Source organism: Enterobacter sp. JBIWA005 (genome assembly GCF_019968805.1).
GTDB classification, from domain to species: domain Bacteria; phylum Pseudomonadota; class Gammaproteobacteria; order Enterobacterales; family Enterobacteriaceae; genus Enterobacter; species Enterobacter vonholyi.
On sequence record NZ_CP074159.1, the window covers coordinates 4,406,107 to 4,424,400 of the forward strand.

General features: G+C 57.0%; 16 protein-coding genes. 9 read left to right on the plus strand and 7 right to left on the minus strand.

The features are described from left to right. Nucleotides 1–23: 23 nt before the first annotated feature. Entirely contained in the window at nucleotides 24–761 is a 738-nt protein-coding gene (locus tag KGP22_RS21035) for an IclR family transcriptional regulator (RefSeq protein ID WP_111963718.1), read from the minus strand. A gap of 169 nt (nucleotides 762–930) precedes the next feature. Between KGP22_RS21035 and KGP22_RS21040 the strand changes: the two genes are divergently transcribed. Beyond that, on the plus strand, nucleotides 931–1,623 hold the full coding sequence (locus KGP22_RS21040) for an RraA family protein (RefSeq protein WP_115876815.1): 693 nt from the start codon (nucleotides 931–933) through the stop codon (nucleotides 1,621–1,623). Beyond that, nucleotides 1,623–2,561: an NAD(P)-dependent oxidoreductase gene (locus tag KGP22_RS21045; RefSeq protein ID WP_223582498.1), complete on the plus strand. Its 939-nt coding sequence runs from the start codon at nucleotides 1,623–1,625 to the stop codon at nucleotides 2,559–2,561. The genes KGP22_RS21040 and KGP22_RS21045 overlap by 1 nt, the downstream gene beginning before the upstream one ends. A 32-nt stretch (nucleotides 2,562–2,593) precedes the next feature. Here the strand turns inward: KGP22_RS21045 and KGP22_RS21050 are convergent, their stop codons facing one another. Next, entirely contained in the window at nucleotides 2,594–3,790 is a 1,197-nt protein-coding gene (locus tag KGP22_RS21050; protein ID WP_111963715.1) for an NAD(P)/FAD-dependent oxidoreductase, read from the minus strand. A gap of 228 nt (nucleotides 3,791–4,018) precedes the next feature. On the opposite strand from KGP22_RS21050, the gene pitA reads away from it, so the two are divergent. Beyond that, nucleotides 4,019–5,518, plus strand: a complete 1,500-nt coding sequence (pitA, locus tag KGP22_RS21055; RefSeq protein WP_127732547.1) for an inorganic phosphate transporter PitA — start codon at nucleotides 4,019–4,021, stop codon at nucleotides 5,516–5,518. A 54-nt stretch (nucleotides 5,519–5,572) separates the two neighbouring features. On the opposite strand, the gene uspB is transcribed toward pitA, so the two are convergent. Further along, nucleotides 5,573–5,908: a universal stress protein UspB gene (gene uspB, locus KGP22_RS21060; protein WP_003861224.1), complete on the minus strand. Its 336-nt coding sequence runs from the start codon at nucleotides 5,906–5,908 to the stop codon at nucleotides 5,573–5,575. 283 nt (nucleotides 5,909–6,191) lie between these two features. Here uspB and uspA point away from each other — a divergent pair, with 283 nt between their 5' ends. Beyond that, complete coding sequence (gene uspA / locus KGP22_RS21065) at nucleotides 6,192–6,629, plus strand: universal stress protein UspA (RefSeq protein ID WP_003861223.1); 438 nt, start codon at nucleotides 6,192–6,194, stop codon at nucleotides 6,627–6,629. Between the two features lie 132 nt (nucleotides 6,630–6,761). On the opposite strand, the gene rsmJ is transcribed toward uspA, so the two are convergent. Together rsmJ and prlC are read right to left on the minus strand one after the other, a co-directional pair. Further along, on the minus strand, nucleotides 6,762–7,514 hold the full coding sequence (rsmJ, locus tag KGP22_RS21070; protein ID WP_181574016.1) for a 16S rRNA (guanine(1516)-N(2))-methyltransferase RsmJ: 753 nt from the start codon (nucleotides 7,512–7,514) through the stop codon (nucleotides 6,762–6,764). 7 nt (nucleotides 7,515–7,521) lie between these two features. Beyond that, on the minus strand, nucleotides 7,522–9,564 hold the full coding sequence (prlC, locus tag KGP22_RS21075) for an oligopeptidase A (protein WP_059363924.1): 2,043 nt from the start codon (nucleotides 9,562–9,564) through the stop codon (nucleotides 7,522–7,524). 207 nt (nucleotides 9,565–9,771) lie between these two features. Between prlC and KGP22_RS21080 the strand changes: the two genes are divergently transcribed. The 3 genes from KGP22_RS21080 to KGP22_RS21090 all read left to right on the plus strand — a co-directional run bounded on the left by KGP22_RS21080 (nucleotide 9,772) and on the right by KGP22_RS21090 (nucleotide 13,869). Further along, nucleotides 9,772–10,614 carry a 23S rRNA (adenine(2030)-N(6))-methyltransferase RlmJ gene (locus KGP22_RS21080; RefSeq protein ID WP_223580693.1) on the plus strand — a complete coding sequence of 281 codons (843 nt, stop codon included), beginning with the start codon at nucleotides 9,772–9,774 and terminating at the stop codon, nucleotides 10,612–10,614. 71 nt (nucleotides 10,615–10,685) lie between these two features. Further along, nucleotides 10,686–12,038 (plus strand): glutathione-disulfide reductase, encoded by a 1,353-nt coding sequence (gorA, locus tag KGP22_RS21085; protein ID WP_111963712.1) that lies wholly within the window; start codon nucleotides 10,686–10,688, stop codon nucleotides 12,036–12,038. Between the two features lie 181 nt (nucleotides 12,039–12,219). Further along, nucleotides 12,220–13,869 (plus strand): alpha,alpha-trehalase, encoded by a 1,650-nt coding sequence (locus KGP22_RS21090; protein WP_223580694.1) that lies wholly within the window; start codon nucleotides 12,220–12,222, stop codon nucleotides 13,867–13,869. A 61-nt stretch (nucleotides 13,870–13,930) separates the two neighbouring features. Here the strand turns inward: KGP22_RS21090 and KGP22_RS21095 are convergent, their stop codons facing one another. Beyond that, nucleotides 13,931–15,520 carry an STY4199 family HEPN domain-containing protein gene (locus KGP22_RS21095; protein WP_223580695.1) on the minus strand — a complete coding sequence of 530 codons (1,590 nt, stop codon included), beginning with the start codon at nucleotides 15,518–15,520 and terminating at the stop codon, nucleotides 13,931–13,933. Between the two features lie 148 nt (nucleotides 15,521–15,668). On the opposite strand from KGP22_RS21095, the gene KGP22_RS21100 reads away from it, so the two are divergent. Continuing rightward, nucleotides 15,669–16,208, plus strand: coding sequence for a GNAT family protein (locus KGP22_RS21100; RefSeq protein ID WP_223580696.1), 540 nt, complete (start codon nucleotides 15,669–15,671; stop codon nucleotides 16,206–16,208). A 263-nt stretch (nucleotides 16,209–16,471) separates the two neighbouring features. Here the strand turns inward: KGP22_RS21100 and KGP22_RS21105 are convergent, their stop codons facing one another. Next, nucleotides 16,472–17,230: an SDR family oxidoreductase gene (locus tag KGP22_RS21105; protein WP_149367194.1), complete on the minus strand. Its 759-nt coding sequence runs from the start codon at nucleotides 17,228–17,230 to the stop codon at nucleotides 16,472–16,474. 119 nt (nucleotides 17,231–17,349) lie between these two features. On the opposite strand from KGP22_RS21105, the gene KGP22_RS21110 reads away from it, so the two are divergent. Continuing rightward, nucleotides 17,350–18,249, plus strand: a complete 900-nt coding sequence (locus KGP22_RS21110) for a LysR family transcriptional regulator (RefSeq protein WP_149367185.1) — start codon at nucleotides 17,350–17,352, stop codon at nucleotides 18,247–18,249. Nucleotides 18,250–18,294: the final 45 nt, after the last annotated feature.

Sequence of the window (18,294 nt, forward strand, 5' to 3'; positions counted from 1 at the left end):
GGACAAATGTCCCGCTTCTGCGTTTAAAGATTTTCTTCCGCCGCGTCGCTCGTTTCACCAAAGAACTGCTGACAGAAGGGCTTACTGGCTCCCATTTTCTGCGACAGACGGCTGGCCGCCGCCTTCATCAATGGCCCTATCTCCTTCTCACGACGATCTTCCGTCAGCCGTGAGATGGGGCCGGTCAGGGCTAACGCCGCAACCAGCTTGTCGTGAACGCCGAAGACGGGCATCGCAAACGCCGCAGTGTGGGGATCGCGTGCGCCTGACGTATAGAAAGGGAGTTCTGCTTCTCCCTCCGGCAGGCTTTCATTGAGCCCCCAATGGCGCAAGACCTTACTAATGGCCGAATTATCGAGCGGGAACTGGCTGCCGGGAAGATTGCTGTGTCGCAGGCCGTGCGACGCTTCCGCGCGAAACAGGCAAAGGCGCTGCCCACCCTCCAGCACATACCAGCTGGCACTCTCCTGAGACGCCAGGGAGAGCGCCTGAAGCTCTGGCTGAACCACCCGAGAAAGATGGAAAGATTGTTCATACAGCTTGCCGAGGTAAAGCAGACGTGGGCCAAGCGCATAATTGCCGTCTTCATGCCTGACGACGTAATTCATCCGTTCAAGAGAATTCATCAGGCGGTAAACCGTGGTTTTGTGATAACCCGACAGCTGTGCCAGCGCGGTCAGCGTCAGGCTCTCATCTCCAGGACGGAAGCAATCCAGTAAAGCCAGCGCTTTTTCAACCGCTACAACGCCTTCATTCCCCATCATTATCTCCTTGTTAGCCCGGCAGTGAGTGTACCTCAAATTTTGTGAGTCACTTCGTGTTTACATCACAAACGCCACCTCGGGTCTGGCTAAAAGGAAAGCAACACCGCTATAGTTGTTTTGTTCTGTACACCTGCATTGTACTCAGTAAAACAATATGGAGGCATTCATGTCCGTTTCTGAAAAAAAACCGATTAATCGCCAGTTCGAACGCGTTTCTGCCGAGGATGTTCGTCGGGCTGCCGAGTATCAGGCAGCCATTCTGGCCGACGTGGCCGGTCGCCGCGGTACGCTTCACGGCCGCATCAAACCGCTGGCCCCACACATGTCCGTTGCGGGTCCAGCCATCACCGTGGAAGTCCGTCCGGGTGATAATCTGGCGATTCATGCCGCGATGGCGGTTGCGCAGCCCGGCGACGTCCTGGTCGTCGATGGCAAAGGCGACCTGAGCTGCGCGCTGCTGGGCGAAATCATGGCTACTCAGGCTCAGGCAAGCGGCATTGCGGGCATCATTATTGACGGCGCTGTGCGTGACGCCGATTCCCTGAGCAAAGGCCACTACCCTGTCTTTTCTGCCGGTCTGAACCCCTGCGGCCCGACAAAGTTAATTTCTGGCCGGGTTAATCATCCCATTTCAGTCGCCGGGGCGACGGTTCAGGCCGGGGATCTGGTTGTGGCGGATATCGACGGCGTGGTCGTCATCCCGCGCGATGAGGTTCAGCAGGTAATCGCGCTGGCAAAAGAAAAGCTGGAGATGGAGACCCGGCGTCTTGCTGCCATCCGTGAAGGCGATTTACGTCCACACTGGCTTGATGACGCGCTTCGTAAGGCTGGTATGTTGACCGACGGGGAGACGCTGTGATGGGAGGCAAAGACGTAGTTCTGGTTACCGGAAGTGACCTGGCGGAGCAGGCTATGGTGATGTTGCAGGGCTTTGAGGTGGTGTTTGCAGGCCGCCAGCCCACTGAGGATGACCTGATCGCGCTATGTGAACGACACAATCCTGTGGCGATCCTGGTACGTTACGGCAGGATCACCGCGAAGGTTATGGATGCCGCCCCGGCTTTGCAGGTTATTTCCAAGCACGGAAGCGGGATCGATGTGATAGACCAGACGGCAGCGGCCGAACGCAATATCGCCGTCCGCGCGGCCCTAGGCGCAAACGCGGCGGCAGTGGCTGAACATACCTGGGCGCTGATCCTCGCCTGCGCAAAGTCCGTGGTGCCTCTGGACAAGCGGTTACGGGACGGGCACTGGGATAAGGCGACGCATAAATCCATTGAGCTGGAGGGCTTAACGCTGGGGCTAATCGGGTTGGGCGCTATCGGCTCGCGCGTGGCGACTATTGGTCACGCCTTCGGCATGAAGGTGCTGGCTTACGATCCCTATGCTAAGTCCATGCCTGCCCTGTGCGAACGCGCAGAGACGCTGACCGGACTTCTTTCCCGTTCCGATGTCATCTCTTTGCACTGTCCGCTGACCGATGAGAATCGGGAGATGATCAATAGCGAGACGCTCGCACACTGCAAGCGGAACGCCATTCTGGTCAATACGGCACGCGGCGGACTGATCCACAGTGAATCGTTACTGGCGGCGCTCCGGGATGGCACGCTGCACAGCGCAGCGCTGGACAGCTTTCCCCACGAGCCGCTGACCGCGCCACATCTCTGGCAGTCCGTAGAAAACGTGGTTATTTCACCGCATATTGGCGGCGTTACCGCAGCGTCATACATCAAGATGGGGACCGTGGCCGCGAGCAATATTCTGGCCGTGATGGACGTCACCACCGTCAGCCCGTAAAGCCAACCGCGACGAGTGGCAGCGCGCTTATGTCACTTGTCTTCTGCCAGCGCCTGAGCACACGCCCAGGCACTTGCCCATGCCCACTGGAAGTTGTACCCGCCGAGCCAGCCGGTCACGTCCATCACTTCGCCAATAAAATAGAGCCCCGGCACGTTGCGCGCTTCCATGGTGCGGGAAGAGAGCTCATTCGTGTCGACCCCGCCCAGCGTAACTTCCGCGGTGCGGTAGCCCTCAGTCCCGTTTGGCTGCACCCGCCAGTTTGTCAGGGTCTCCACCAGAATCTCCTGCTCGCGGCTGTTAAGCTGCTTGAGCGACACGTCGGGGATCTGCCCCAGCACCTGCAAAGATTCCACCAGACGTTTTGGCAGCTGCATTGCCAGCGTGTTTTTCAGGTTCTGGTTCGGGTGTGCGGTACGCTGCTCATTAAGGAACGCGTCTAGATCGCAATCGGGGAGCAGGTTAACCGTGACAAACTCCCCCGGCTGCCAGTAGCTGGAAATTTGCAGTACCGCCGGGCCGGAGAGGCCGCGATGGGTAAAGAGCAGGTTTTCGCGGAACACCGTCCCGTCTTCGGCGGTAATGACGGAGGGAACAGACACGCCGGACAGCGTCTGAAGCTGCTCGAGAAGCGGTTTATGCAGCGTGAACGGCACCAGCCCGGCGCGCGTGGGCAAGACCTTCAGGCCAAACTGTTCGGCAATCTTATAGCCGAACGGGGAAGCGCCCAGCCCCGGCATGGACAGGCCGCCGCTGGCAATCACCAGATTATCGGCGCTGACGGTTTCGCCGTTGAGCTGCAGCATGTAGCCCTGGTCGTCGCGGGAAACCTCCAGCACCTCGGTGCGCAGGCGCATGACCACGCCGCCCTTCTCGCACTCGGCCACCAGCATATCGACAATCTGCTGCGCGGAGTCGTCGCAGAACAGCTGTCCCAGCGTTTTTTCATGCCATGCGATACCGTGCTTACCGACCAGGTCGATAAAGTCCCACTGGGTATAACGCGCCAGCGCAGATTTACAAAAATGACGGTTTTGGCTCAAATAGGCCGCGGGTTCAACATATAGATTAGTAAAGTTGCAGCGCCCGCCGCCGGACATCAGGATCTTACGGCCTGGCTTTTTACCGTTATCCAGCAGCAGCACGCGACGACCCGCCTGTCCGGCCATTGCCGCACAAAACATACCCGCCGCACCGGCGCCAATTACCACGGCATCAAACCTTTCCACGTCAAAACCCTCTTTGTTAACTGCCGCGGATTGTAAAGTTTCCTATGTGGTCACACCAGCGTAAAAAGATATTACAAAGGCATTTCATTGAAATTTAAAGAATATCCTTTCTGGCCCTTTTCTCAAATCAGGTGGTATGTCAAAAAAAGTCTATATTTCACTTTGCCCGCCGCGCATTTGTCCTGGATAATGCGCCGCGTTCATGTCCTCAAAATGGCGTAACGTCCTATGCTACATTTGTTTGCCGGCCTGGATTTACATACCGGGCTTTTATTATTGCTTGCTCTGGTTTTTGTACTGTTTTACGAAGCGATCAACGGCTTCCACGACACTGCAAACGCAGTAGCGACGGTTATCTACACTCGCGCAATGCGATCGCAGCTTGCGGTTGTTATGGCGGCAGTATTTAACTTTTTTGGTGTCCTCCTGGGCGGGCTGAGCGTTGCGTATGCGATTGTGCATATGCTGCCAACGGATCTGCTGCTTAACGTTAGTTCTGGCCATGGCCTCGCTATGGTGTTCTCAATGCTGCTTGCTGCAATTATCTGGAACCTCGGTACCTGGTATTTCGGCCTGCCTGCATCCAGTTCTCACACCCTCATCGGCGCGATTATCGGTATCGGGTTAACCAACGCCCTCATGACCGGTACCTCGGTTGTTGATGCGTTAAATATCCCGAAAGTACTGGGGATCTTTGCCTCTCTCATCGTCTCCCCTATCGTGGGTCTGGTGGTGGCGGGCGGGCTGATCTTCATCCTGCGTCGTTACTGGAGCAATACCAAAAAACGCTCCCGTATTCACCTGACGCCAGCAGAGCGTGAAAAGAAAGACGGCAAGAAAAAGCCGCCATTCTGGACGCGTATTGCCCTGATCATTTCCGCTATCGGCGTGGCCTTCTCACACGGCGCGAACGATGGTCAGAAAGGCATTGGTCTGGTGATGCTGGTACTGATTGGCGTTGCACCGGCAGGATTCGTGGTCAACATGAATGCCTCCGGCTACGAAATCACCCGTACCCGTGATGCGGTAAACAACGTTGAAACCTATTTCCAGCAGCACCCTGAGCTGCTGAAAAAAGCGACCGGCGTTGACCAGCTGATCCCTTCTCCGGAAGCCGGTGCCACGACTGCACCTGGCGAGTTCCACTGCCATCCGGCAAACGCGATTAACGCGCTGGAACGTGCCAAAGGGATGCTGGGCAATATCGAAAGTTATGACAAACTGACCGTTGAGCAGCGTGGTCAGCTGCGTCGCATTATGCTGTGCATCTCTGATGTGACGGATAAAGTGGCGAAGCTGCCTGACGTGAATGTTGACGACCAGCGTCTGCTGAAGAAACTGAAAGGCGATATGCTCAACACCATTGAGTACGCGCCAATCTGGATCATCATGGCCGTCGCGCTGGCGCTCGGTATCGGTACGATGATTGGCTGGCGTCGTGTGGCGACCACCATCGGCGAGAAGATCGGTAAGAAAGGCATGACCTATGCGCAGGGTATGTCCGCGCAGATGACGGCGGCAGTGTCTATCGGTCTGGCGAGCTACACCGGTATGCCGGTATCCACCACCCACGTACTCTCCTCGTCCGTAGCAGGTACCATGATTGTTGACGGTGGCGGCCTGCAGCGCAAAACCGTGACCAACATTCTGATGGCCTGGGTGTTCACCCTTCCGGCATCCATCCTGCTCTCTGGCGGGCTGTACTGGATTTCGCTGAAGCTGATTTAATCGGTTGAAGGCGACAAAAAAGCGGGTCAGTTTCCTGACCCGCTTTTTTTATGCTCAGTGCCAAATCATCAATGCAATCATGCTGACCACGACCAGGCCACACAGGGCGCTGGTCAAAATGAACTGACGACGCAGGCGCTCGCAGCGACGAATAAATTCTTCATCGTGATGATCGCGGTAGCGCTGGTAGTAGATGTATCCCACCAGACGCATCTGTTTGCTGGGCTGTCCATGCGAGGTGAAGAACCCTCCACCGTCCACATACTGATAAAGCAACGGATCGCAACCACGAAGTACCACTAACAGCGCACGTAACGATGAGAAGTAGCGCGCCATATTCACTATGCAAACCACGCATAACGCCCAAAACAATGCGACGGTGCTAATCATACATCCTCCCCGGCGTCCGCCCACGAAGCAAGGCTTCTGAGCTACCGCACCCCAATGCCCTGACAGACAGTTCAGTGAAAGAATGACCAAAAGTCGATTCGGTTCGCGTTTTAATATCCGAACGGCTCATTTAATAGTGTAGGAGATCCGTTAATTTTTTTGCCACAAGGTTAATCGTTATCAACACCAAAGCTTGAAAAATATGTTTAACTGGGCCGTAATGAAAGCATCAGACGACGGCTTTCCTATTTAGTCATCGATAACTTAAGGAAGGAGTAACACTATGGCTTACAAACACATTCTCATCGCGGTAGACCTCTCTCCGGAGAGCAAAGTGCTGGTTGATAAAGCGGTATCCATGGCACGTCCCTACAACGCGAAAGTTTCGCTGATTCACGTTGATGTGAATTACTCCGACCTCTACACCGGTCTGATCGACGTCAATCTGGGCGATATGCAGAAGCGTATCTCCGAAGAGACGCACCACGCCCTGAGCGAACTCTCCACCAACGCGGGCTATCCGATTACCGAAACCCTGAGCGGCAGCGGCGACCTGGGCCAGGTATTGGTTGATGCGATCAAGAAATACGACATGGACCTGGTGGTGTGCGGTCACCATCAGGACTTCTGGAGCAAGCTGATGTCTTCCGCGCGCCAGCTGATTAACACCGTTCACGTGGATATGCTGATTGTTCCACTGCGTGACGAAGAAGACGAGTAAGTGCAAAAAAGCCCGGTGGCGCTACGCTTAACGGGCCTACAAGGTAAAAGCAAAACGGCAACATAGTTGCCGTTTTTAGTGTTTGTTCCCTCTCCCTGTGGGAGAGGGTTAGGGTGAGGGCATCAGCCCGCACTATTCCGGCGTCCCCGGATAAATATCAAACCGGTGCCCTTTGGTGGTCACCGCATTGGTCGTGGCAACGTCCGCCAGCGGCGGCGCATAGTCAGGGCGCTTCACCACCACCCGCTTCGTCGCAAGCTGGCGAGCCGGCTCCAGCAGGCCATCCGCGTCCAAATCAGGCCCCACCAGAGACTGAAACACCCGCATCTCTTTCTTCACCAGCGCGCTTTTCTGCTTGTGCGGGAACATCGGGTCGAGATAGACGACCTGCGGGCGCGGGGTGATATCGGTCAGCGCCGTCAGGCTCGAGGCATGGATCAGCTGCAATCGTTCCTGCAACCACGGCCCGATTTCCGGGTCCGCGTAGCCACGCGTCAGACCATCGTCCAGCAACGCGGCCACCACCGGATTACGCTCCAGCATCCGCACATGACAGCCGACAGACGCCAGCACAAACGCATCGCGCCCCAGCCCCGCCGTGGCATCCACCACGTCCGGGAGATAGCTTCCTTTAATCCCAACCGCTTTCGCCACCGCTTCGCCGCGACCGCCGCCGAACTTGCGCCGGTGCGCCATGGCCCCGCCGACAAAATCGACAAAAATCCCGCCGAGCTTCGGTTCATCGCGCTTACGTAATTCGAGATGTTCTGGTGTCATCACCAGCGCCATCAGGTTATCTTCATCGTGCTCCAGCCCCCAGCGGGCGGCCAGAACAGATAAGGCGCCGTCTCCGGCACCCGTTTCATCCACTAAGCAGATCTTCACGTAACAATCAGCCTTTGATCCCGTAATGCTCAAGCATCGCATCCAGCTGCGGCTCGCGGCCGCGGAAGCGTTTGAACAGCACCATTGGCTCTTCGGAACCGCCGCGGGTCAGGATATTGTCGAGGAACGACTGGCCGGTTTCGCGGTTGAAAATTCCCTCTTCTTCGAAACGAGAGAAGGCATCCGCCGCCAGCACGTCGGCCCACAGGTAGCTGTAGTAACCCGCCGCGTAGCCGCCAGCGAAGATGTGGCTGAACGCGTGCGGGAAGCGGCCCCAGGTTGGCCCAGGGATCACGGCAACCTGCTTTTTAATCTCGGCCAGGGTTTCAAGAATTTTCGCGCCCTGCTCCGGGCTGAACTCGGCGTGCAGGCGGAAATCGAACAGGCCGAACTCCAGCTGGCGCAGGATAAACATCGCCGCCTGGTAGTTCTTCGCCGCCAGCATTTTATCCAGCAATTCTTTCGGCAGCGGTTCGCCGGTCTCATAGTGACCGGAGATAAACGCCAGCGCGTCCGGCTCCCAGCACCAGTTTTCCATAAACTGGCTCGGCAGCTCGACCGCATCCCACGGTACACCGCTGATGCCTGCCACGCCTGCGGTTTCGATGCGGGTCAGCATATGGTGCAGGCCGTGACCGAACTCGTGGAACAGGGTGATCACTTCATCGTGGGTAAAGAGCGCAGGTTTGCCGTTCACCGGACGGTTGAAGTTACAGGTCAGGTAGGCGACCGGCTTCTGCAGAGAACCGTCTGCTTTACGCATCTGGCCCACGCAGTCGTCCATCCACGCCCCGCCGCGCTTGTTTTCACGCGCGTAGAGATCGAGGTAGAAGCTGCCGCGCAGTTCGTTTTTCTCGTCATAAAGCTCAAAGAAGCGCACGTCCGGATGCCAGACGTCGATATCGGTACGCTCTTTGGCGGTGATGCCATAGATGCGCTTCACCACCTCGAACAGGCCGTTAACGGCTTTGTTTTCCGGGAAGTACGGGCGCAGCTGCTCGTCGCTGATGCTGTAGAGGTGCTGCTTCTGTTTTTCGCTGTAGTACGCGATATCCCATGGCTGCAGCTCGTCCACGCCGAACTCCGCTTTCGCGAAGGCGCGCAGCTGGGCCAGCTCTTTTTCACCCTGCGGACGGGCGCGTTTCGCCAGATCGGTCAGGAAGTCGAGCACCTGCTGCGGGTTCTCCGCCATTTTGGTGGCGAGGGATTTATCGGCGTAGTTTTCGAAGCCCAGCAGCTGGGCCAGCTCGTGGCGCAGGGCGAGGATTTCCGCCATGACCGGGCTGTTGTCCCACTTACCGGCATTCGGCCCCTGATCGGAGGCGCGGGTGCTGTAGGCGCGGTACATCTCTTCGCGCAGGGCCTGGTTGTCGCAGTAGGTCATTACCGGCAGATAGCTCGGGATATCCAGGGTTAGCAGGAAACCGTCCTGCTCTTTCGCCTCGGCCTGGGCTTTTGCCGCCGCCAGCGCGCTTTCCGGCATGCCCGCCAGCTCCGCTTCGTCGGTAATCAGCTTCGTCCAGCCCATGGTGGCGTCGAGCACGTTGTTGCTGTACTGGTTGCCCAGTTCGGACAGGCGCGCGGCGATTTCACCGTAGCGGGTTTGTTTCTCTTTTGGCAGGCCAATCCCGGACAGCTCGAAATCACGCAGGGCGTTATCGACCGATTTTTTCTGCGCCGTGTTCAGTTCGGCATAATGGTCGCCGTCGCGCAGGTCGCGGTAGGCTTTGTAGAGCCCTTCGTGCTGGCCGACCCAGGTGCTGTATTCAGAGAGCAGCGGCAGGGTCTGTTCGTAGGCTTCGCGCAGTTCCGGGCTGTTTTTTACCGAGTTCAGGTGGCTTACCGGGGAGAAGATACGCCCCAGCACGTCGTCCACTTCGGCCAGCGGCTGACACAGATTTTCCCAGGTGTACGGCCCGCCCTGCGCGACCACGCTTTCTACCGCCGCGCGGCAGTTGTCCAGCGATTGCGTAACCGCTGGAACCACATGCTCGGGGAGGATTTTAGAAAACGGTGGCAACGAAAAAGGCGTCAGTAATGGATTGGTCATAAACGCTGTCCTGTTGAAATAGGTGAATGAAGCGCGCATCCGGCGCTGTGCATATGGGATCTAGAATGGGGTTAAGTGTAGAGGATTTCAATGCCGGACGTTGTCGAAAAGAGCCCGGTGGTGCTGCGCTTACCGGGCCTACGGGTAATCTTTGCCGTTCTGCTGTAAACTGTGGCAAATCGTCAATTCAGCGGAATATCATTACCCATGCTCAGTTATCGCCACAGCTTCCACGCAGGCAACCACGCCGACGTCCTTAAACACACCGTTCAGAGCCTGATCATCGAATCGCTCAAAGAGAAAGAGAAGCCATTTCTCTATCTGGACACGCACGCGGGCGCGGGCCGTTATCAGCTGAGCGGCGAGCATGCCGAGCGTACCGGTGAATATCTGGAAGGGATTGCCCGCATCTGGCAGCAGGACGACCTGCCTGCCGAGCTGGAGCCGTACATCGGCGTGGTGAACCACTTCAACCGCAACGGCCAGCTGCGTTATTACCCGGGCTCGCCGCTGATTGCCCGCCAGCTGCTGCGCGAGCAGGACAGCCTCCAGTTGACCGAGCTGCACCCGAGCGACTTCCCGCTGCTGCGTTCAGAATTCCAGAAAGACAGCCGCGCCCGCGTCGAAAAAGCCGACGGCTACCAGCAGCTGAAGGCCAAGCTGCCGCCGGTTTCCCGTCGCGGCCTGGTGCTCATCGACCCGCCGTACGAAATCAAAACCGACTATCAGGCGGTGGTAACCGGTATCCACGAAGGCTACAAGCGCTTCGCCACCGGGACATACGCCCTGTGGTATCCGGTGGTGCTGCGCGCGCAGATCAAACGCATGATCAAAGACCTGGAAGCGACCGGCATCCGCAAGATCCTGCAGATCGAGCTGGCGGTACGTCCGGACAGCGATCAGCGCGGTATGACCGCCTCCGGCATGATTGTAATCAACCCGCCGTGGAAGCTCGAAGCGCAGATGAACAACGTGCTGCCGTGGCTGCATAAAACGCTGGTGCCGGCGGGTACAGGCCACGCTACCGTCAACTGGATCGTGCCGGAGTAATCGCAGCCATCGGTGGAAACTATTGATTTCAGGTATACAATCGCGGCAATTCACGATTAAGGACAAAAGCTATGACTAAGCATTATGACTACATCGCAATCGGCGGCGGCAGCGGCGGCATCGCCTCCATCAACCGCGCGGCCATGTACGGCCAGAAGTGCGCGCTGATTGAAGCCAAAGCGCTGGGCGGCACCTGCGTGAACGTGGGTTGTGTACCGAAGAAGGTGATGTGGCATGCGGCGCAGATCCGTGAAGCTATCCATATGTATGGCCCGGACTACGGCTTTGACACCACCATCAACCGCTTCGACTGGGACAAGCTGATCGCCAGCCGTACCGCGTACATCGATCGCATTCACACCTCGTACGACAACGTGCTGGGTAAAAATAACGTCGACGTTATCCACGGTTTCGCCCGCTTCGTTGATGCGAAAACGATCGAAGTGAACGGCGAGACGATCACCGCCGATCACATCCTGATCGCCACCGGCGGTCGTCCGAGCCACCCGAACATCCCGGGCGTGGAATACGGCATCGACTCCGACGGTTTCTTCGAGCTGCCAGCCCTGCCTGAGCGCGTTGCCGTGGTAGGCGCGGGATACATCGCGGTTGAACTGGCCGGAGTGATTAACGGCCTGGGCGCAGAAGCGCACCTGTTCGTACGTAAACACGCGCCGCTGCGCAGCTTCGACCCGCTGATTGTCGATACGCTGGTTGAAGTAATGAACACCGAAGGCCCAACCCTGCACACCAACGCCGTACCAAAAGCGGTGGTGAAAAACGCGGACGGAAGCCTGACGCTTGAGCTGGAAGATGGTCGCAGCCAGACCGTTGATTGCCTGATCTGGGCGATTGGCCGTGAACCGGCGAACGATAACTTCAACCTGGGCGTGACTGGCGTGAAAACCGACGATAAAGGCTATATCGTCGTCGATAAATTCCAGAACACCAGCGTACCGGGCATTTACGCGGTCGGCGACAATACCGGTGCGGTTGAGCTGACGCCGGTCGCCGTTGCGGCGGGTCGTCGTCTCTCCGAGCGCCTGTTTAACAACAAGCCGGACGAGCATCTGGACTACAGCAACATCCCGACCGTGGTCTTCAGCCATCCGCCAATCGGCACCGTCGGTTTAACCGAGCCGCAGGCGCGCGAGCAGTACGGCGACGACCAGGTGAAAGTGTATAAATCGGCGTTCACCGCAATGTATACCGCCGTCACCTCGCACCGTCAGCCGTGCCGCATGAAGCTGGTCTGCGTCGGCCCGGAAGAGAAGATTGTCGGTATCCACGGCATTGGCTTCGGCATGGATGAGATCCTGCAGGGCTTCGCCGTGGCGCTGAAGATGGGCGCAACCAAGAAAGACTTCGATAATACTGTGGCAATCCACCCGACGGCCGCGGAAGAGTTTGTGACCATGCGTTAATCATGATGCCCCTCCCCGGAGGGGCATTTTTTTAACATTCATAAATCGTTGCAAAACGAATGCTCCGAAAATAGTGATCTACCGCACATTTCCCTCCCCATCTACCGAAGCGAATGTCTACGCTTATAAGACGCCCGGATAAACCTGTCTTTTGAACACACAACCGGAGGTCCCTATCACCATGTTCAACCAGAAACTACAGGCTACCGAGAACATCGAGTTCGAGATTGCAGAAGAGCTGCGCTACGAGACCGATCCCTGCGAGTTGAAACTGGATGAAATGATTGAGGCGGAGCCGGAACCCGAAATGATCGAGGGGCTACCCGCCTCCGATGCGTTGACGCCCGCAGACCGCTACCTTGAACTGTTCGAACACGTGCAGTCGACGCGGCTGTTTGCGGACAGTAAAACCTTCCCCGACTGCGCGCCGAAGATGGATCCGCTGGATATCTTGATCCGCTACCGCAAGGTCAGACGCCACCGGGATTTCGACCTGCGCCAGTTTGTGGAGAACCACTTCTGGATGCCGGAAACGTACGGCACAGAATATGTCTCCGATCCAGGACTCTCCCTGAAAGAGCACATTGATAACCTGTGGCCGGTGCTGACGCGCGAGCCGCAGGATCATATTCCCTGGTCTTCCCTGCTGGCGCTGCCGCAGGCCTATATCGTCCCCGGCGGGCGCTTCAGCGAGACCTACTACTGGGATTCTTATTTCTCCATGCTGGGGCTGGCGGAGAGCGGCCGTAACGATCTGCTCAAATGTATGGCGGACAACTTCGCCTGGCTGATAGAACGCTACGGACATATCCCCAACGGCAACCGCACCTATTATCTCAGCCGCTCACAGCCGCCGGTCTTTGCGCTGATGGTGGAGCTGTTTGAGGAGGACGGCGTGCGCGGTGCGAAACGCTATCTTGATCACCTCAAAATGGAGTACGCCTTCTGGATGGACGGTGCGGAGTCGCTGCTGCTTAATCAGGCATACCGCAGCGCTGTGCGCATGCCGGACGGTTCACTGCTCAACCGCTACTGGGATGACCGCGATACCCCGCGCGACGAATCGTGGATCGAGGACGTGGAAACCGCGCGCCACTCGGGCCGTCCGCCAAATGAGGTGTATCGCGACCTGCGCGCGGGTGCGGCTTCCGGCTGGGATTACTCGTCCCGCTGGCTGCGCGATCCGTCGCGTCTCGCCAGCATCCGCACGACGCAGTTCATCCCCATCGATCTGAACGCCTTCCTGTTCAAACTGGAAAGCGCTATCGCCAACATCTCGGCGTCGAAAGGGGATAAAGAGACGGCAGAGGAATTCCGCCAGAAAGCCAACGATCGCCGCGCGGCGGTGAACCGCTATCTGTGGGACGAGGAGAGCGGCTGTTACCGAGATTACGACTGGCGACGCGAAGAGCTGGCGCTGTTTTCTGCCGCCAGCATCGTGCCGCTGTACGTTGGCATGGCAACTCACGAGCAGACGGAACGCCTGTCGGATGCGGTCAAGGCGCGTCTGCTGACCCCGGGCGGAATTCTGGCGACCGAGTACGAAACCAGCGAGCAGTGGGATAAACCCAACGGCTGGGCGCCGCTGCAGTGGATGGCGATTCAGGGATTCAAGCAGTACGGCAACGACTCGCTGGGGGATGAGATCGCCTGGAGCTGGCTGCATACGGTGAACCATTTCTACAAGACGCACCACAAGCTGATTGAGAAGTACCACATCGCCAGCAGCACGCCGCGCGAAGGTGGCGGGGGTGAGTATCCGCTGCAGGACGGTTTCGGCTGGACAAACGGCGTGGTGCGGCGGCTGATTGGGTTGTATGGGGAGCCTTAAGCAGGTTGCGGCCTTTTCCCCCTCGCCCCTCCGGGGAGAGGGCTGGGGTGAGGGGATAATGTTAGCGTATCACCTCATAAATGGCGCTCTGAATAGACTGCCATTTTTTGGTGGTGGCATCCGGCTGTGACTGCGCGCGGCGTGTGGCCATGTCGAGATCGTGCTGCTGGCGTTTCACTACGGCAGGCACGGTGCAGAACGCTTTGAGATACTCTTTACGTACCGAGGTCAGAGACTCGCCGTTCGACATCGCGTGGCTGAGCGTGTTGATGAAGCGGCGACACGGCTTCTCTTCCACCATGTTTTGCCGGTAGCGTAACATCAGCTCCAGCACGTCGTCATGGCCTGCCGACATCGCCTCTTCGGTCCAGGACAGCTTCCAGTCCATACCGCCCTGCAAAAAGAGCTGGGTCACGCGAGTATCGTTGCGGTTAATGGCCGAGCGGAAATTATTCTCGTCCCAGGTGACTCCCATGCGCGTGAGCGTTTCGCGCGAGGAAGGCGTCTCACGCATTTCCTGCGGTGGAGCCGCTTCAGCCGCGCTGACGGCCGCTGGCTGCGGCTTGCTGCTGGTCACCAGCCAGAAGCCCCCTGCCACAATGGCAATCACCATAACGCCAACCGCCCCCCATAGCGCACCGGAAATGAGCTGCTCGCGTTGTTCGGGGGTGCGCGGCGCGCGCTGGGTCGGCTTTTCAATGGTGTCACGGACTTCAAACAGATCCCCACCGGTAACCCGATCCATTTTCTGCGCCTTTTCCCAGAAGGTATGCAATTCACTGGCATCTACCGCCATGAATCCTGCCGGATTAACGCGCGTTCTCCCCTCTTCAAACGCGCGTTGAACGGGCCGCGCGATCTGCGCGTAGTAGTTGTCCAGCAGCTGAATTTGCGCCGAGCTTAACGTCTTCTGAACGGTGATGCTGTTGCGGATTTGCCGAATATCGTCGAGAAAGGTTTGCAGCGTTTTGCGTGGTTCAACCAGCAGAGTCAGCATGGACGGGTCGCTGAAAAGCGAAGCGTAATAGCGGCTGAATTCTTTTTTATCCACCAGCATCTGCGCCAGCTCGCTGAACATCATGCCGCTCAGGACATCGTTGATCTCGCCAAGCTTCAGCCAGCGCCTTACGCGGTCAGCGTTAAACAGGGTCTTAAGATGGTTGTTCAGCTTTACCTGATCGGGCCAGGCCTGCTGGATAAGCCCTTTAAGCATCAGCTCAATTGCGCGTACCTGCTTGTGCGCCTGCTGCTGCTGGAGTTCGCTGCCCGGTGCCAGCTCCGTGCTATAGGTCAACAGCGGCTGCTGAAGACGAAGATGTTCCAGCGCGGTCACAAACCGCATCGCCGCAATAAGCTGGTTTTCACTCACATCCTGTCCGCTTTCATACTGCGGTACGCGCTGCTGCAGCAGGCGCAGTTGGAGCGTAAATTCCGACATCTCGGCATCATTCAGGTTGAGTTTTTTCGCAACGGCTCCCCAGCCGCCCAAAGTTAATCGCGCGCTGTCGAGTTGTTCCAGAAACCAGCGTGGGTCTTTGCCCTCAGAAGCATGTACATTCAGAAGGAGTAAAATTTCCACCGACGCATGGCGAATGACCGCCAGACAGTGTTCAAACTGTTCGCGAATATGGTGTGATGTGCTGAGAGTCATTGTTTTCCTTAAGCGACAACGAAGACATCAGGAATGGGCGCGAGACACCCTTTATTCTTTTTATTTATACGCGGTTAACCATACCTGACTTTCTGTTGAAATAAAGTGACAACCCTAAAATCATTTAAAAAGTGTCAGGAGAATCTGAATGCCCGTTTTAATTACCCCTCGCCTGAACTGCTCACCTTTGCAGGAAGAAGACTGGCCCTTTTTTCTGGCGTTACAGCAGCACCCGGACGTTATGCGCTTTGTGGCGGAAGACCGCCCCGTCGCGGCGATACGAGAGGCGTTTGATTCGCGCCTGACGCCATGGGCTCCGGGCAGCGCGCACTGGCTTTGTCTCGTCGTACGTGACACCGCCTCCCAGGCCCCGCTGGGCGTTACCGGGTATATTCATCGGGAGGAGGACTGCGCCGAAGTGGGCTTCCTTTTCGCCCCCGAGGCGCAGGGGAAAGGTTACGGCTTTGAATCCCTGAAGGCGCTTTGCGATTACGCTTTTCTTCAGGGCGGTATACGGCGACTCACCGCCACCGTAACAGCGGGAAACGCTGCTTCAAGACGCCTGCTGGAAAAAGCCCGCTTTCACCTGGAAGGTGAATTACGTGAGAGCTATTATCTTGCGGGGCGCTGGCAAAATGACTGGCTATTTGGTTTATTACAGCAGGAATACCTGAATAATAATTCCTGACCAATAGTAATTTAGCCGATATTTCCGGATGTCGTTTCCTCTTCAGGGTCGCTATTAAGAGGAAACGAATATCAAACGTCATGCGCTGAAAATATTTTCTGCGGCCATTGCGTTAATAAAAAACATCAGGGTCTTTCTCTGGAGAAATATCGTGATGAAAATGGGTTATCGTCTATGGCTGCCTGCGTTCTTTATCGCTGTCAGTGGCAGACACATCCATATTAAGGGTTCCTTAAGAGGTTCCTTCCCCTTAAGTCCGGGCATCACAGGAACATACCGCCTGACACTTCAATACGTTGCGCATTCATCCAGCCCAGCTTATCGCTGAGCAGTGCCGCAATGGCATCACCGATATCGTCCGGTAGACCCACCCGTCCCAGCGCCGTCTGCGAGGCCAGCAACTGATTCAGCTCCGCGTTGTCGCGCACCCGTCCGCCGCCAAAGTCTGTTTCTATCGCGCCAGGCGCAATGATATTGACGGAAATGCCGCGCGCGCCCAGCTCTTTCGCCTGATAGCGCGTCAGCACTTCCATCGCCCCCTTCATGGCCGCGTAGGTCCCTGAGCCCGGCTGGGTAAAACGGGCCAGCCCGCTGGAGACGTTGAGGATACGTCCCCCGTCGCTAAGCAGCGGCAGCAGGCGCTGGGTCAGGAAGAAAGGTCCTTTGAAATGAATGTTCAGCGCCTCGTCAAACTGGGCTTCCGTCGTGTCGGTATAAGGCGCATATAAACCCGTCCCGGCATTGTTCAATAAATAGTCAAACGTTTCACGCTGCCAGACGCTCTTAAGGGTCTCCTGAAGCTGTTGGGCAAAATGCTCAAAACTCGTGATATCCCCGACGTTGAGCTGCAATGCCGCCGCGTTGACGCCTCTTTCCTGAATTTCATGCACGACGTCCAGCGCTTCCTGCTGGCTGCGGTTGTAGGTCAGCACAATTCCCGTGCCGTCTGCCGCCAGCTTTAAGGCAGCGTTTTTACCCAAACCACGGCTACCACCCGTCACTAATGCGATACGTTCAGTCATCATAAACCTCGTTTTGGCTGTTATGGAGATTGAGTAAGAGCTTATTAGGTGATAGAAAATCAATAAAGATGAGTTAAAACGCTTCACTGTTTCAGCACAAACAACAATGAGCTACATCTATGGATAAAATTCACGCAATGCAGCTGTTTGTTCGCGTCGCGGAACTGGAGAGTTTTTCCCGCGCGGCAGAAACATTAACGTTGCCGAAAGGCAGCGTGTCACGACAGATTCAGGCCCTCGAAAACCGGCTTGGCACCCAGCTATTGCACCGCACCACGCGCCGCGTCAGCCTGACGCAGGACGGCATGGTCTATTACGAGCGGGCAAAAGATCTGCTGGCAAACCTTGATGAACTCGACGGTATGTTTCTGCACGATCCCTCCAGCATCAGCGGACGGCTCCGCGTGGATATGCCCGTCGCCGTAGCTCGAAATTTAGTCATCCCCAAACTCCCTGCTTTTCTGCAGCATTATCCGGGCATCGAGCTGGAGCTCAGCAGCAGCGATCGTCTGGTGGATGTGATCCGCGAAGGGTTTGATTGCGTGGTACGCGTCGGCACGCTGAAGGATTCAGGGCTGATTGCCCGTCCACTGGGCAAGCTGTCGGTGATTAACTGCGCCAGCCCGGACTATCTGGCGCGTTTTGGCTACCCGGAAACCCTGGACGATTTAGGCTCGCACGCCGTTATTCACTACACCGCTACGCTGGGAACACGCCCACAGGGCTTTGAGTTTTATAACGGCAGTGCAACGCAGTGGATAAAAACGGGCGGGGTCTTGACCGTCAACAGCACGGAAACATACCAGGCTGCCTGTCTCGCCGGACTGGGCATTATTCAGGTGCCGCGGGTTGGGGTGCGCGATTTACTGCGCGCGAAGAAGCTGATTGAGATCCTCCCGCAATACCGGGCCGAACCGATGCCTGTTTCCCTGATTTATCCCCACCGGCGCAACCTCTCCCGCCGGGTCCATCTGTTCATGGAGTGGCTAACCGAACTCACAAAAGCTTACGTGGACTAGTCGCAAGCTATAATTCAATAACATCCAGCCAAACGAAAAGGAAAA